Annotated in this window: 14 protein-coding genes and 3 pseudogenes; 7 read left to right on the top strand and 10 right to left on the bottom strand. The window is 70.0% G+C overall.

Annotated features, from left to right (window positions below):
• Window positions 1-198 precede the first annotated feature (198 nt).
• Window positions 199-1,041: an IS5 family transposase gene (locus ACGF5C_RS30960; RefSeq protein WP_393307347.1), complete on the top strand. Its 843-nt coding sequence runs from the start codon at window positions 199-201 to the stop codon at window positions 1,039-1,041.
• A 167-nt stretch (window positions 1,042-1,208) separates the two neighbouring features.
• On the opposite strand, the gene ACGF5C_RS30955 is transcribed toward ACGF5C_RS30960, so the two are convergent.
• On the bottom strand, window positions 1,209-1,904 hold the full coding sequence (locus tag ACGF5C_RS30955; protein ID WP_393307345.1) for a hypothetical protein: 696 nt from the start codon (window positions 1,902-1,904) through the stop codon (window positions 1,209-1,211).
• A gap of 388 nt (window positions 1,905-2,292) precedes the next feature.
• Between ACGF5C_RS30955 and ACGF5C_RS30950 the strand changes: the two are divergent.
• Window positions 2,293-2,620, top strand: a pseudogene (locus ACGF5C_RS30950) (transposase); the annotation flags it as partial.
• 135 nt (window positions 2,621-2,755) lie between these two features.
• Here ACGF5C_RS30950 and ACGF5C_RS30945 read toward each other — a convergent pair.
• From ACGF5C_RS30945 to ACGF5C_RS30935, 3 genes are read right to left on the bottom strand one after another with little or no spacing between them, the layout of a single operon-like run.
• Complete coding sequence (locus ACGF5C_RS30945; protein WP_393307343.1) at window positions 2,756-3,583, bottom strand: NAD(P)H-binding protein; 828 nt, start codon at window positions 3,581-3,583, stop codon at window positions 2,756-2,758.
• 1 nt (window position 3,584) lies between these two features.
• On the bottom strand, window positions 3,585-4,001 hold the full coding sequence (locus ACGF5C_RS30940; RefSeq protein ID WP_393307341.1) for a VOC family protein: 417 nt from the start codon (window positions 3,999-4,001) through the stop codon (window positions 3,585-3,587).
• The gene (locus tag ACGF5C_RS30935; RefSeq protein ID WP_393307339.1) at window positions 3,998-4,576 is read right to left on the bottom strand and encodes a dihydrofolate reductase family protein; all 579 of its coding nucleotides are present in this window, start codon (window positions 4,574-4,576) and stop codon (window positions 3,998-4,000) included. The genes ACGF5C_RS30940 and ACGF5C_RS30935 overlap by 4 nt, the downstream gene beginning before the upstream one ends.
• Before the next feature lie 244 nt (window positions 4,577-4,820).
• On the opposite strand from ACGF5C_RS30935, the gene ACGF5C_RS30930 reads away from it, so the two are divergent.
• A complete protein-coding gene (locus tag ACGF5C_RS30930; protein ID WP_393307337.1) occupies window positions 4,821-5,741 on the top strand; it encodes a LysR substrate-binding domain-containing protein in 921 nt (306 codons plus the stop codon).
• Window positions 5,742-6,525: 784 nt separating this feature from the next.
• Here the strand turns inward: ACGF5C_RS30930 and ACGF5C_RS30925 are convergent.
• The 3 genes and pseudogenes from ACGF5C_RS30925 to ACGF5C_RS30915 all read right to left on the bottom strand — a co-directional run.
• A pseudogene (locus ACGF5C_RS30925) lies at window positions 6,526-6,663 on the bottom strand (sulfite exporter TauE/SafE family protein); the annotation flags it as partial.
• 137 nt (window positions 6,664-6,800) lie between these two features.
• Window positions 6,801-7,664 (bottom strand): cytochrome c biogenesis CcdA family protein, encoded by an 864-nt coding sequence (locus ACGF5C_RS30920; RefSeq protein WP_393307335.1) that lies wholly within the window; start codon window positions 7,662-7,664, stop codon window positions 6,801-6,803.
• Entirely contained in the window at window positions 7,661-8,329 is a 669-nt protein-coding gene (locus ACGF5C_RS30915) for a DsbA family protein (RefSeq protein WP_393307333.1), read from the bottom strand. Before ACGF5C_RS30915 ends, ACGF5C_RS30920 begins: the two co-directional genes overlap by 4 nt.
• Window positions 8,330-8,509: 180 nt before the next feature.
• Between ACGF5C_RS30915 and ACGF5C_RS30910 the strand changes: the two genes are divergently transcribed.
• The 4 genes from ACGF5C_RS30910 to ACGF5C_RS30895 all read left to right on the top strand — a co-directional run bounded on the left by ACGF5C_RS30910 (window position 8,510) and on the right by ACGF5C_RS30895 (window position 10,989).
• Window positions 8,510-8,971, top strand: coding sequence for a hypothetical protein (locus tag ACGF5C_RS30910; RefSeq protein ID WP_393307331.1), 462 nt, complete (start codon window positions 8,510-8,512; stop codon window positions 8,969-8,971).
• A complete protein-coding gene (locus tag ACGF5C_RS30905) occupies window positions 8,968-9,360 on the top strand; it encodes a BlaI/MecI/CopY family transcriptional regulator (RefSeq protein WP_393307329.1) in 393 nt (130 codons plus the stop codon). The genes ACGF5C_RS30910 and ACGF5C_RS30905 overlap by 4 nt, the downstream gene beginning before the upstream one ends.
• Entirely contained in the window at window positions 9,357-10,307 is a 951-nt protein-coding gene (locus tag ACGF5C_RS30900; RefSeq protein WP_393307327.1) for a M56 family metallopeptidase, read from the top strand. The genes ACGF5C_RS30905 and ACGF5C_RS30900 overlap by 4 nt, the downstream gene beginning before the upstream one ends.
• An 82-nt stretch (window positions 10,308-10,389) precedes the next feature.
• Entirely contained in the window at window positions 10,390-10,989 is a 600-nt protein-coding gene (locus tag ACGF5C_RS30895; RefSeq protein WP_393307325.1) for a class I SAM-dependent methyltransferase, read from the top strand.
• A gap of 158 nt (window positions 10,990-11,147) precedes the next feature.
• Here ACGF5C_RS30895 and ACGF5C_RS30890 read toward each other — a convergent pair whose 3' ends face one another.
• The 3 genes and pseudogenes from ACGF5C_RS30890 to ACGF5C_RS30880 form a co-directional block, all read right to left on the bottom strand.
• Window positions 11,148-12,407 (bottom strand): MFS transporter, encoded by a 1,260-nt coding sequence (locus ACGF5C_RS30890; RefSeq protein WP_393307323.1) that lies wholly within the window; start codon window positions 12,405-12,407, stop codon window positions 11,148-11,150.
• The gene (locus ACGF5C_RS30885) at window positions 12,407-13,810 is read right to left on the bottom strand and encodes an FAD-dependent oxidoreductase (protein WP_393307321.1); all 1,404 of its coding nucleotides are present in this window, start codon (window positions 13,808-13,810) and stop codon (window positions 12,407-12,409) included. Before ACGF5C_RS30885 ends, ACGF5C_RS30890 begins: the two co-directional genes overlap by 1 nt.
• A 77-nt stretch (window positions 13,811-13,887) precedes the next feature.
• Window positions 13,888-14,022, bottom strand: a pseudogene (locus tag ACGF5C_RS30880) (GNAT family N-acetyltransferase); the annotation flags it as partial.
• Between the last annotated feature and the right edge of the window lie 10 nt (window positions 14,023-14,032).

The raw sequence follows: 14,032 nt of genomic DNA, 5'->3' as shown, positions 1-14,032 counted from the left end.
CGTCAACTCATCTACCGCGCCCGCACCCTCTACCGCTGGGACACACGCCCCACCACCCGCAGGCTCAGGTAACACCTATCGCCGGTCGCTCTAAGAAGCCGCACCGATAGGCGTGTTGGAGACACCCGGCCGGGGCGGTGGGGCACCATCTTGGTGATCACGGTGTGGTGACGTTCCGTGATTACTGAGGGGTGTTTTGTGCCTGTCCTGCCGTCCTGGCTGACCGAGCCGTTGTGGGAGCAGTTCGCGGCATTACTGCCCGAGCGGTCGGTCTACGATCCGGCTCATCCGCTGGGCTGTCACCGGCCACGCATCAGTGACCGGGTCGTCTTCGACAAGTTGCTGCAGCTGCTGCGGTTCGGCTGTTCCTACCAGGCGATAGCCGACAGCACGTGCTCTGCCACCACGATCCGCACCCGCCGCGATGAGTGGATACGACTGGGCGTCTTTACCCGGCTGAGGCAGCTCGCGCTTCAGGCGTACGACCGGATCGTGGGGCTGGTCCTGGACCAGGTCGCCGTCGACGGCTGCATCACCAAGGCTCCCGGCGGTGGCGAGGTCGCGCGGCGCTCGCCGGTCGACCGCGGCAAACAGGGCCTGAAACGCTCCGGCATGGTGGACGGCTACGGCATCCCCCTGGGGCGTGTCCTGGCCGGGGCCAACCGCCATGACTCACCACTCCTGGCCCCGACCGTGGACCTCCTGGGCGATTTCGCGCCCTTGCCCGAACAGACTCTTGTCCACCTCGACGCCGGCTACGACAGCGACAGCACCCGCACCCTGCTGGCCGGGCGCGGCCTGCACGGCCGCATCGCGCACAAGGGCGAGAAAGCCCCCACTCAGGCGGGGCGGCGGTGGCATGTGGAGCGCACCCATGCCTGGCAGAACGCTTTCCACCGCCTGGCCCGCTGCTTTGAGCGCCGCGCCGTGGTCGTCGACGCGTTCTTCGACCTCGCCGATGCCATCATCACCGTCCGTAGTCTGATCCGCCGGGCGTGGACCAGCCACCGCTGGCACACCCGACCCCACCGCCGCCCCTGAACTATCGACGTTGGCACGCCCCCGGGGGGCGTCGGCCACGTGGCAGCCCCCAGGGGCGTGCCATGCGGGACGCGGTCAGCGGGGGCCAGCACTATGGACGATGGTGGACGCGACCGGGACCCTTGGCGGCGAACAAGCCCGGCCCCATCCGGTTCGGCGGTGAAGGTTCAGTTGTCGCGTGTTTCAGCAGCGCGAAACGGTAGACCTGCGTAGACGCGCCGCTTCAGCTCGCGGAAGTCGCGGAAACCGTCCATGTGGGTGATCGCGTTGCCGTTGTCGTCATGGTCGTCGAACACGCGCAGTAGGTCGCGGTCGAAATGGTCCAGCATGCGGAGGTCGTCTATGTCGATCGCGGCTGGCGGGGTCGCGATCTCGAGGCGCGGTTCACCGATCACCGCGTCGGCGTTGAGCGCGCCACCGATCGTGAAGTGATGGTGTTCGCCATAGAAGAGCTGGGCATGGACGTCGCCGCCGATGTAGGCGGCGCAGTCGTTGTAGTCGCCGATGAGCCGATCGGTGCTCAGGTCGCCGTGGACCTCGAGCCAGCCGCCGGTCACCACGTCGCGGGCCCGCATGTTGCCGGTCACCAGCAAGAAGGACTCGGGATAGTGGCTGTCGACGTACACGCCGTCGACGACCAGATCGCCGAGCACGACCAAGAGGTAGGCGCACTCGTCCAGTTCGAGGTCGCCGGGTATGTGCAGGTCGTGATCGGCAAGCCAGATATCGCTGGTGTAGCTCTCGATCTCGTCGAGCGCTGCGGTCACACGCTTGATGTGGTACTTGTCGCACCTGCTGATTGCCGAGAGGACCTCGGCCCGGGAGACCTGATTCTTCTTGTAGCTACGCGCGTTGGCAATCATGGCCAGGACACTCTCCTCGTGTGATTGGCACCCGGTTCTGTCGAAGTGCATCTGCTCAGACGACGAGCCGCCGAGCTGACCTCTTCGAAGCCGCACCGGCATGCTAAACGCCCTCACTGACACGCCCGCTCCGGCCCGACACCCCACGTCGAAATGCCGTACCGCAATAGGTACTTCTACCGACCCCACCGATCTGGAGCAGCCACCGTACCCGTAGCGACAATCACAGTCGGTAACAGCAGCCCCGCCCTCACCCTGACCTGACCGAATTGCCCAACCGCCCTATCCGCGCGGGTTGTAAGAGCTCCTAACTAAATGATGTTGGGCGTGTCAGCGGACGTGAGGATCGTTCTGTCTGAACGTGAGGAGGGGTGAACAGCCGCCGTGGATTGTCTCGGACGAACTCTGGGCCGAGATCGCACCGCTGCTGCCACCCCGACCACCACGGCGGCATCGGTTCCCGGGCCGCAAGCCCCTCGATGACCGCAAGGTGCTGTGCGGGATCCTGTTCGTGCTCTACACCGCGATCCCCTGGGAGTACCTACCCAAAGAGTTGGGCTTCGGCTCAGGCATGACCTGCTGGCGGCGGCTGCGCGACTGGAACGACACCGATGTCTGGCAACGACTGCATGAGGTCCTGCTCGGCAAACTCCGGGCCGCAGGGCAGTTGGACATGTCCCGGGCGGTGATCGACAGCTCCCACGTTCGGGCGCTCAAGGGCCCTGCTGCACTGGTTCCGCCGCCTACGCATCCGCTGGGAGATCCGCGACGACATCCACGAAGCGTTTCTCACCCTCGCCTGCGCCATCATCTGCTGGCGCCGACTCCAACACTCAAAGAGTTAGGAGTTGTTACGCGGTCCAGCCTCCGGTGGCCGCCACGTCTCGGCAGTAGTCGGTGAAGTCGCGGGGTGGCCTGCCCAGAGCTCGTTGAACTCCGTCGGCGAGGTGGGCGTTTCGTCCGTCGAGCACAGTGGTGAATAGGTAGGTCAACAGGGTGACAGCATCGCTGGGCACGCCATGGTCGGTGAGTGCAGTCGCGTAGTCCGCGGCGCTGGTCGGCGTGAATCGGATCGGGCGGCCGGTCGCGGCCGCGATCTCCGCGACCGCGTCGGCGAAGGTCAGCAGTCGTGGTCCGGTCACCTCGTACACCTGACCGGTGTGTCCTGCTTCGGTGAGCGCCGCGACCGCGACGTCGGCGATGTCGTCGGCGTCAACGAAGGGCTCGGCCACCTCTGCGGCGGGAAGGATCACCTCGCCGGCCAGTACCGGCTCCAGCAGGTAGTTCTCACTGAAGTTCTGGTTGAACCAGCTCGCCCTGATGATGGTCCAGTCGACGCCGGATTCCTGGACCACCTTCTCGCAGGACTGCGCCTCGTCCTCGCCTCGGCCGGACAGCAGGACGAGCCGCTGGACGCCGGCGGATACAGCGAGATCGGTGAAGGCCCGGATGTCGTCGATCGCGCTGGGGACCGCGAGGTCCGGGGCGTAGGACAGGTATACCGCGTCGACGTCGGCCAGCACGGCAGACCAGGTGGCCCGGTCCGACCAGTCGAACCGGACTGTGCCGGAGCGGGAGCCGATCCGTACCGGCACGCGGCGTGCGGTCAGCCGGTCGACGATCCGGCGACCGGTCTTGCCGGTGCCGCCCAACACCAGGGTCGTGGGGTTGCTGCTCATGTCAGGCCTCCTGCTGTTCCGGGCCCGGGGTGGCCCATTCGACGAACTGGACGGTGATGCCGCTGGGATCGGTGATCTGGAACAGGCGTTCGCCCCACGGTTCTTCCCGTAGCGGCATGGTGATGGGGACGCCTGCCGCGCGAAGCCTCGTCTCGTGGGCGGCGAGGTCGGTGACGGTGAACGCGACGATGACTCCGGCGGCATGCTCGTCGCGGAATCCTTCGGGCAGCACCTCGGTCCCGCGACGCAGCAGCACGATGTCGACGGCCGCGTCGTCGCGCCCGAGGGAGGCGAACCCGTCGGCGGCCATGCGTTGGTTGAACCCGAGGTGGGTGGTGAAGAAGGCGGTCGACTCGGCCACCTTGTCAACGGTCAGGGAGATGGTGGATGCGGTGATGTGCACGGGGCTCCATGTCATGTCTGAGCGGTGTAGGTCAGGAGGGTGACCCCGCTGTCGAACTCCCGCGCAGAGGTGGGAGCGAACCGGGTCGGCTGGTAGTTGCCGGCGAGCAGCGGGATTCCCGCGCCGGCGACGATCGGGTGGCGCTTGATGATCAGCGTGTCGATCTCTGCGAGCAGGTGACCGGCGAGGTGACCGCCGCCGCACAGCCAGATGTCGGCGCCGTCATCCTGTTTGAGTCGGCGGATGAGGCCGACCGGGTCTTGGGCGACGACCTTCACTGTCGGGTCGTCGACGGTCAGTGACCGGGACACGACGTACTGGCGCAGGTGCGGGTAGGAACTGGTGGTGCCCACGCTCAGAGTCGGTTCGTAGGTGCCACGGCCCATCACGACCGTGTCGAACCGTCGGTGGGGGACGCCGACCAGCCCGAAGTGGTCCCGCATGTGCACGGGAATCGTCTCGGGAAACTCCGCCGCCAACGCGGCCATGTGGTCGCCCTCGTGGAGGAAGCTGTCGTACTGCCCCTGCGGGCCGGCGATGTACCCGTCGAGGGTCGACGCGACGTAGTAGACGAGTTTGCGCTGGCGCATCGTGCTCCTAACGTGAGGTGAAAGGGTCGGTGGTCACCTGCCTGCGGTGGCCCGCGTGTCCGGGACCGAACATGCAGGCCGGCGGGGGGCATCGTTGCCATGGGGCAGCTCCTCGATCGGGTCAGGGATCCGGTCAACCGTCCGCTGTCCACGATCGCCCGGGCCCGAACCGCAAACAACCCAAGATCCAGTAAGGTTCGATAATCGCTGGGTTATCGATCGCCAGCGTTCGAGGGAGGCCGGCGTGGAACTGCGCGACATCGAGATCTTCCTGACGCTGGCCGAGGAGCTGCACTTCGGGCGCACCGCGACGCGCCTGCACGTGTCCCAGGCCCGGATCAGTCAGTCGATCGCGAAACAGGAACGCCGCGTGGGCGCCGCCTTGTTCGAGCGCACCAGCCGCCGGGTAACGCTCACCCCGATCGGTGCCCGCCTACGGGATGATCTCGTCGTCAGCTACCAGGGCATCCTCACCGCGATCGACACCGCCACCACCACCGCGCGCGGCATGCACGGAACACTCACGCTCGGCACCATGGGCGCCCTCGCCCAGGCCGTCGCCGACGTCACCGACCTGTTCCGCGCTCGACATCCCCACTGTGAGCTGCGCTTCCGGGAGGTGCACGTCGCCGACCCGTTCACGCCGTTGCGCACCGGCGAGGTCGACGTCGCGCTGCTGTGGACACCGGTCACCGAGCCCGACCTGACCGTCGGTCCGGTCCTGCGCGCCGACCCGATCATGCTCATGGTCGCCGACGACCACCCCCTCGCCCGTCAAGGCGAGGCCAGCATGGAAGACCTGGGTGACTACCTCGTCGCCCGAACCGCCACACCCATCCCCCGCTACTGGGAAGAAGCGCTCGTGCCGTTCCACACCCCGACCGGCCGAGAAGTACGCCGCGGACCGACAGTCGCCACCTGGCAGGAAGTCCTCACCGTCGTCGCGGCCGGCACCGTCGTGCAACCGGTGCAGGTCGAAGCCTCCCGCTACTACCCCTGGCCGGGCATCACCTACCTACCCGTACGCGACGCCCCCACATGCTCCTGGGCCCTGGTATGGCGCACCGCCGCACACACCGCCCTGATCGCCGCCCTCGCCCAAGCCGCCCACGACCGCCGCCCAGCACCCAACTCAAACCTCTCAGGTCCGGCGCAAAGCCAATAGCGGGACCCTTTCGCCACGTGGCGCGGCCCGCATGGCCGAGCGACCCGCCTACCCGCCTGCCACCGGCCAAGGGTCGGGTGGTCGTGAAGCCGGCGGCGTCGACGAGTGCGGGCACGGCGACGCGCCGGTCCTCCCGCGTGCGGAGGGCACCGAATCGGGCGAGGACCAGACGGGCGAGCCGGTGCTGCTCGAACCGGCAGCGTGGTCCGCGTTTGCGGTCGCCTTCGAAGGTGGCCCAATTGCCAGCCGCTTCCTATCTTCTCGTATTGGCCGGCGACGGCCTACTCGTAGAGCACTGACCGTCCGGCCTCCTGGGCCGCAAAAGAAGACGGCCTGAGGGTGATCCCTGTAGAAGTCGTACCGCTCACGTTCCGCCACGGTGAAATCGGCGCCGAGGAACCCTACGCGAAAGAGCGCAAGGATCCCGTCGACCAGGCCACGTTGGTAGCTGCAGCCCATGACCACGCCGCCGAAGTAGGGCTCAAGGTGCTCCTCCAAACCGTCGTCCTCACGGGCGTACGTCGCCGTCAGCCCCAGCCGAGCACCGAACTCTGGCTCGAGTGCCCAGGAGAACGTCTTCGCCCCGTACCGGTGCACCTCGTCGGCGACGAGCAGTCCAGCCGTACCCCGGTGCAGCATCTGATACCTGGCTGCGGACTGCACGGTGGCCACCAGAAGCCTGGTGGTCGTCGAATGAGTCCCCGTGGCCGTCCCCGAATCGTCCGACGCGAGTGCCGCGAAGATCACGGCTTAACTCCTCCCCAGAGCACCGCCACCAACGGAGTCCGGCGAGCCGCCCACCGAGGAAGCTGCCGACCACAGCGGCCGCGGTGACCGCGAGCGCCAGCCCCCAGCTGATGTGCACGTTGGACAGGTAGCCGGCCAGGCCGGCGAACGACTTCATCGCGACGACCACCAGCGGGTGTGCGCAGGAAACCGAACTCGGCCGTCAGTTGTCGTACCGACTCGCCCAAGGTCTGGATCGCCGCCGGCAGGGCCGCGGTAATCGGTTCCTCGTCGTCGATTGCCGTGATCGCCCTTCGCGTCAGGCCCCGCATGTCACAAGCGGGGCCTGGTCGGGGTCTCCTGCCGGATGGCCTGGTCCGAGACGTTCCGCCGTCGGCGGTGGAGCAGGACGGCTAGCGCCGCGGCGGCGACGAGCAGCAATATCGCCTCGTCCGGCACGGACCCGAGGGTGCTGGTCACCCACTCCTGTGCCGCAGCCTCGACGTCGGTCAGGCCCAGGCCGCCGGCCAGCCCTGCGGTGCCGTCGAAGACCAGGAACAGCGCGCCGAGCGCGATGAACAGCAGCCCGGAGACGAAGGAGGTGCTGTGCACCCGGAACCTGCCCACCGTCAGGCCCCGGCCCCGCAGCCACCGCCGCTGCCCGATGCGCCACCGCTCCCAGACCAAGGCGAGCAGCAGCAACGGCGCGGTCATGCCGAGGGCGTAGACAGCGAGCAGCGCCCCACCGGAAGCGGGCTGATCGGATGTGGCGGCGACCGTGAGGATCGCGCCGAGGATCGGCCCGGAGCAGAAACCGGCGAGCCCGGAGACCGCGCCGAGCGCGAACACCGAGGCCGGGGAGTCTCCGGTCAGCCGGCCCAGCCAGCGCTGCGCGGGCCCGAAGGCGAAACCGCGTCCGGCCAGCTGTACGACGCCCAACGCGATGATCGCCCAACCCGCGACCAGGATCAGGGTGTCGCGGTGGCGGAAGAACACGCCCGCGATGGCGGAGGAACCGACGCCGAGGGGCACCAGGACCGCGGCGAGCCCGAGGTAGAACACGCCGGTGCGTGCCACGAGGCGGCCGGGGCTGCCGAACGCGTACGCGAAGAACGACGGCAACAACATCGCGCTGCACGGGCTCAGCAAGGCGAGCGTCCCGCCGAGCAGCGCGGCCAGGTAGCCGACGTCGCTCATCGCGCCAGCTCCAGCTCCTTCTCGATGGCCTGCTTGAACGCCTCGAACGGCTGGGCGCCGATGATTGGGGTGCCGCCGACGATGAACGCCGGCGTGCCGGTGATCCCCATCGACGTGGCCTCCTGCTCGTCCCGATCGATCGCGGCTGTGGTGACCGCGGAGGCACGGTCGGCGTCGAAGCGCGCCAGGTCCAGCCCGAGCTCGCGGGCGGTGGCGCGCAGCGCCTCGTCGTCCAGGCTCCCGCTGTTGACCCGCCGTTCCTCGGCGTACAGCGCGTGGTGGTACTCCCAGAACTTGCCTTGTGCGCCGGCGGCGCGGGCGGCGGCTGCGGCGTCCCGGGACTCCGGCCCGAGGTACGGCAGGTCCCGCCACTCGATGCGGACCAGCCCCTTGTCGACGTATTCGCGGATCAGCCGGGGTTCGACCTGCCGGGCGTGCCGTCGGCAGAACGGGCACTGGAAGTCGGAGTATTCCAGCATCACGACGGGCGCGTCCGGCTCACCCAGTGCCACCGGGTCTCCCGGTGTCCGCCGGGCCAGCCCGGCGAACGGGTTCTCCCGTTCCTCCCCGGAGCCTGCCGCCTGTCCGCCGGGCGCGGCCGGCGTTGCGTCGGAGGACGGCCGGCCGAGCACGATCAGCACGGCGACCGCGGCGATGACCAGCACCGGACCGAGCCACCCAGCGGTATGCCGGATGGCGTGCGGCCCACTTGCGCGGCGTACGGGCCGACGCGGAGCGGAACGGGCGGAGGGCTTCATGGTTGCTCCCTGGACACTTCTACTATCCGTCCTAGTACTATCCACCCTAGTACTATGCTGGTTCGTACGGAGGTGAGGAGGACCACCATGCGGAGCTGGACGCCGCGCCGGCTGGTCGTCGCGGTGGTCGGTGGCGTCGTCACCGCGGTGGTGATCGCCGTGCCGACCGACCTGCTAGACACGCCCCTGTTCGGCCGCAGCGTTCCGGTGACCTGGTGGGCCTGGCCGGTCCTGGTCGTCACGGCGGCGCTGTCGGGTCTGCTGCTGGCCACCTACGTCCGGCCGGCGGACACGACGCGGCCCCCTCGCGCGGAGCAGCGGGTGGGCGCGGTGGGCGGTGTGCTGTCACTGCTGGCGGTGGGCTGCCCGGTCTGCAACAAACTGGTGCTGCTCGCGCTCGGCACCAGCGGCGCGATGAACTGGTTCGCGCCGGCCCAACCGCTACTGGCCGCCGCCTCGATCGTCCTGCTCGGCTGGGCGCTGCGGCGGCGGCTGCTCGGTGAACGGCAGTGCCCGGTGCCGGCGTCGGGCACAAGGGTCGAGCGGTGATCAGGCCCGGGCGCCGTGACCGCGGCGCGGAACGCTCCCTCGGCCCCTTGGAGTCCGAGGTGATGAACCGGCTCTGGGCGGTGGATGCTCCGCTCACGGTCCGGCAGATGGTCGACTCGCTCGCCGACAAGGGCCTGGCCTACACGACGGTGATGACGGTCCTGGACAATCTTCACCGTAAGGGCTGGGCGGAGCGGGACCTCGTCGGCCGCGCCTACCGCTACCGGCCCCGCATCAGCCGGGAGGAACACGTCAGCCAGGTGATGGCCGACGCGCTCTCCTCCGCCAGCGACCAGCATGCCGCCCTCGCCCGGTTCGTCGACACCATGAGCCCCGAGGAGGCGGCCCTGCTACGCGCCATCCTGCACGACCGGCAGGAGTCGGCGTGATCAGTCTTCTCCTGCTCGTCTGGGCATTGGCCGTCGCCGTGGCTGCGCCACGTGCCATCGCCGCCCGGTCCTGGAGTCGGGCCGCCCCACGGGTCGCCGTCGGCCTGTGGCTCGGTGCTCTGGCTTCGGCGACCGGAGCCGTCCTGAGCGCCGGACTGCTCGTCGCCGTGCCGCCAGCCGCGCTCGCCGCAGGCCTCGACGGCGTCGTCGAGGCCTGCGCCCGCGCGCTGGCCCGCCTCGGCGCTCCCAACGGGACTCTCGCCGCGCTCGCCCTTGCCGCCACCGCCGTGCTCGCCGCCCGCCTCGCGGTCAGCGCGGTCGCCACCCTCCACGCGGCCCGACGGTGGCGGCGGCACCACCTGGCGGCGCTGTCCCCCGTGTCCCGACCAGGACCGACCGGCGGTTGCACCGTGGTGGAGCACGCCACGCCAATGGTCTACTGCCTGCCCGGCAGACCCGGACACGTTGTCGTCACCCGTGGCGCGCTCGACGCGCTGACCCCGCAGCAACTCAAGGCGGTGCTGCGGCACGAACGCGCCCATCTACGCGGTCGTCACCACCTGCTCGTGGCCGTCGCGGCGGCCTTTCACCGGGCCCTGCCCGGGCTGCCCCTGGCCCGCACCGCCGAGAACGAGGTCCGCCGCCTCGTCGAGCACCTCGCCGACGACCGGGCCGGCGCACAGCACGGCCGCCACACCGTCGCCGCCGCCATCGTCCGACTCGCCGACACCACCCCCGGTCATGCCCTCGGCGCCGGCGGCACCGCCGTTGACCGGGTGCGCCGACTACTCACCCCCGCCCCACCCAGGTCGACCGCACGGGGTCTGCTCGGTGCCGCCGCCGTCGCCCTGCTGCTGATGTTCCCCCTGGCCACGACCGCAACAGCCGCGGGGATCGCCGTACATGAGACCACCTGCTCACACTCACGCACCTCCGCCCACGGCTGAGCCTGGGAAAGACCCGCTCACACCCCACCTGCCGGCGACGCTGGGAGGCGGAAGACGCCACCAAACCGAAGGAAGCCGAAACGTGGACAGTGCCGACTGGGATGCCCGCTACGCCGAAGCCCCCGAGCTTGTCTGGACCGCCGAGCCAAACCGGTTCGTCGTCGAGGAGACCGCCGACCTGCCGCCGGGCCGGGCGCTCGACCTGGCCGCGGGCGAAGGCCGCAACGCGGTCTGGCTGGCCGAACGCGGATGGAGGGTCACCGCCGTCGACTTCTCCGCCGTGGCCGTGCGACGCGGCCAGGACCTTGCCCGCGAACGGGGCGTCGACATCGACTGGCAGGTCGCCGACGTCACCACCTACCCGCCCGAAGCCGGCGCCTACGATCTGGTCCTCATCGCCTACCTGCACCTGCCCCGCCCCGACCTGGCCACCGTCCTGCGGCACGCGGCCACCGCCGTACGCCATGGCGGGTCGTTCGTCCTCGTCGGCCACGACCTGGCCAACCTCAGCGCCGGCACCGGCGGCCCGCAGGATCCCGCCGTGTTGCCGACGCCGGAGATGGTGGTCGCCGAGCTGCCCGGCATGCAGATCAGCCGGGCCGAGACGGCCCGCCGTCCGGTCCGGGTGCGGGACAAGACGGTCGACGCCCTGGACACCGTGGTGGCCGCGACCCGCCCGTGACCGCTCCCTACAGGCAGTTCGCCCTGGCAGCACCGTCCGCTCGAATGTCGAAGCCAGACAGGCCGGGGTGCAGCGCCTGGACAGCGAGCGCGAGGCAGTCCAGCGGCGGTATGACGTCGAGGCGCTGCGGGAGCCGATCTGGGAGCACACGGACGTGGTCAGACGGGCTGGTTGCGGTGCCCGCCGCTGCCGCTCCTGCCCTCCCCCACGGCCCGCATGCCGACGGCGGCGAGAAGGCATGCGGTGGTGACGGCGGCGAGCAAGAGGTGCCAGCCGCCGTGCGGTAGGAGCGTGGCGGCAAGCAGGGGCGCGGTGGCCTTGGCCGTGGTGACGGGGGCGGCGAGTCGTCCGGCGATGGTGGCGTAGGCGGTGGTGCCGTAGCGGTCGGCGAGGAGTGCGGGGGTGGCGAGGCTGGCGATGCCGAAGCCGAGCCCGAATCCGATGACGGTGATGATGGCACCCACCCGGCTGGCTGCGGTGAGGGGCATGGCGAGGACGGCGGCGGCCTGGATGGCGAAGACGATGGCGACGATGGTGGTGACCGGGAGCCGACGTCGGGCGCCGGTGAGGACGAGTCGTCCGGTGACGGACAGGACGCCGAGCAGGCCGGCGACGGTGGCGGCGAAGGTGGCGGGGTGGCCGCGGCTGATGAGGTAGCTGACCAGGTGGACGCCGATCGTGCTGGTGGCGGCGCCGTGGGCGATGAGAGCGGCGGCGAGGATCCAGAACCGGGGGTCCCGGTTCGCGGCGCGTACCGCGATGCATCGCAGGGTGTGGTCCGGTCGCGTTGCGGGGCTGCGTGTCCTGGCATGCGGCGGTTTGCGGATGGTGAGGGCGTGTAGTGGCATGGTCACCACGCCGTGGACGGCGGCGAGCGTGAGCAGCGCGCCGCGCCAGCCGAGCTGCCCGGAGAGCAGGCCGGTGAGGGGCATGAAGATGGTGCTGGCGAACCCGGCGACGACGGTGACGACGAGCAGTGCGGTGGGGCGTCGGTCGGTGGTGAACCAGGAGACGATGACGGCGAAGGCGGGTTCGTAGAGGACCATGGCGCCGGTGATCCCGATGCCGATCATGACGGCGTAGAGCTGCCCGACAGTTTGGACCTGGGACCAGGCGATCAGCAGTGCGGTTGCGGTGATGGAGCCGACGGTCATGAGGGCGCGTCCGCCGTGCCGGTCGAGCCACCGTCCGACAGGGATGGCCATGAGGGCGCCGGCGAGGACGCTGGCGGTGAGTGCCCCGGTGACTGCGGTGGTGGAGGCGCCGAGGCTGGCCGCCATTGGGCCGAGCAGGACTGCGTACGTGTAGTAGAGGGTGCCGTAGCCGATGGTCGAGGTGATGGCGAGGGCGGCGACGATGCGCCACCCGCGGCGCCCGCCGACCGTCGGGTCGGCGGGCGCCATCGTGGAGGTGGTCATCAGCTGGCGCAGCACCCGCTGGTCGGGGTGTCGAGGCTGATCAGGTTCAGCGGTGTGGGCAGCAGGCCGCCGGAGATTCCGGTGGCGAGGCCCCTGCCGGCCGGCTGGGTTGCCGGGGTGGTGCCGCAGCAGCTGTCGGTGCCCGTCGGGTCGGCGGGGTTGCTGTTGCACACGCCGGTTTCGGGGAGGTCGAGCTGGACGTCGCGGGCGGCGGTCCAGTCGCCGGCGAGGGCGGCGACGACGGAACGGACCTGCTCGTAGCCGGTGGCCATGAGGAAGGTGGGGGCGCGGCCGTAGCTCTTCATGCCGACGGCGTAGTAGCCGGCTTCGGGGTGGGCGAGTTCGTCGACGCCGTGCGGGGGGACGGTGCCGCAGGAGTGCTCGTTCGGGTCGATCAGCGGGGCGAGTGCCCGGGTGGCGCCCATGACCGGGTCCAGGTCGAGCCGTAGTTCGGCGGCGATCGAGTGGTCCGGGCGGAAGCCGGTTGCGGCTACGATCCGGTCGACGATCACCTGCTCCTCGCTACCGTCGGCGTGGCGGACGAGCACGGCGACGCGGCCGTCGGTTGGGGTGACCGCGTGGACGGAGAAGCCGGTGAGCAGCCGGATCCGGTCGGCGTCGACGTGCTCACGCAGCCGGGAGCCGAGTGCGCCGCGCGCGGGCAGCGCGTCGGCGTCGCCGCCGCCGTAGGTGCGGGCCGGGCTCGCCGAGCGGATCGCCCAGGTCACCTCCGTGCCCGCCTCCGCAGCGGCCAGCTCAGCCAGGGAGAGCAGGGTGTTGGCGGCGGAATGGCCGGCACCGACAACGAGGGTGTGCCGGCCGGCGAAGCGGTCCCGGTCCGTGCCGAGCACGTCCGGCAGGGCGTGCTCCAGGTACGCGCCGGCGTCCTTTTCCCCACGGGCGGGTAGGCCGGAGGCACCGAGGACGTTGGGGGTGCCCCAGGTGCCGGATGCGTCAATGACGGCACGGGCCAGTATTTCGTCACCGTTGGCGAGGCGGATGAGGAACGGCGTCTGCTCGCGGCCGGCAGTGCGCAGCCGGTCCAGGCCGAGGCGGCTGATGGCCTCGACGCGCGCGCCGTAGTGCAGGTGGGGCTTGATCTGCGGCAGTCCCGCGAAGGGCCGGAGGTAGTCGGCGAGCAGTTCCGCGCCGGTGGGCAGGGCACCCTCGGCCGGGGCGACCCAGCCGGCCTTGTCGAGTAGCCGGCGCGTGGCCGGGTCGATGTTGTACCGCCACGGGGAGAACACCCGCACGTGCCCCCATTGCCGCACTGCCGCGCCAGCGGTGTCTCCGGCCTCCAGGACGAGGAAGGGCAGGCCGCGCTCATACAGGTGGGCGGCGGCGGCCAGGCCCACCGGGCCTGCGCCGATCACCACGACGGGCAGCTCGTTCCGGACGCTCATCGAGAAACTCCTCTGTATTGATAAATATCGAATCAAGAAGGTGTAGTTGTGCCGGGGCGGGCAAAGCCCAAGGGAATTCAGATGACGGGGCTGCGGCGCTCGAGCAGGACCACGTCGCGCCACCGACCGTAGTGCCGTCCGATCCGCTCGCGGGTGCCAATGACGCGGAAACCGACATGCTGGCGCAGGGCGAGACTGGCGTTGTTCTCCGGGACTCGGAAC

Source organism: Micromonospora sp. NPDC047620 (assembly GCF_043205005.1).
Lineage (GTDB): Bacteria > Actinomycetota > Actinomycetes > Mycobacteriales > Micromonosporaceae > Micromonospora.
The sequence above is the reverse complement of the archived record's forward strand: the minus strand, read 5'-3'. Positions and strand labels throughout refer to the sequence as shown.

Bases quoted from the DNA above. Each gene is read 5' to 3' on its own strand.
- ACGF5C_RS30920 (WP_393307335.1), bottom strand. From the start codon at position 7,664: ATGAGCGACGTCGGCTACCTGGCCGCGCTGCTCGGCGGGACGCTCGCC.
- ACGF5C_RS30935 (WP_393307339.1), bottom strand. From the start codon at position 4,576: ATGCGCCAGCGCAAACTCGTCTACTACGTCGCGTCGACCCTCGACGGG.
- ACGF5C_RS30940 (WP_393307341.1), bottom strand. From the start codon at position 4,001: ATGACATGGAGCCCCGTGCACATCACCGCATCCACCATCTCCCTGACC.
- ACGF5C_RS30885 (WP_393307321.1), bottom strand. From the start codon at position 13,810: ATGAGCGTCCGGAACGAGCTGCCCGTCGTGGTGATCGGCGCAGGCCCG.
- ACGF5C_RS30890 (WP_393307323.1), bottom strand. From the start codon at position 12,407: ATGACCACCTCCACGATGGCGCCCGCCGACCCGACGGTCGGCGGGCGC.
- ACGF5C_RS30955 (WP_393307345.1), bottom strand. From the start codon at position 1,904: ATGATTGCCAACGCGCGTAGCTACAAGAAGAATCAGGTCTCCCGGGCC.
- ACGF5C_RS30910 (WP_393307331.1), top strand. From the start codon at position 8,510: ATGCGGAGCTGGACGCCGCGCCGGCTGGTCGTCGCGGTGGTCGGTGGC.
- ACGF5C_RS30945 (WP_393307343.1), bottom strand. From the start codon at position 3,583: ATGAGCAGCAACCCCACGACCCTGGTGTTGGGCGGCACCGGCAAGACC.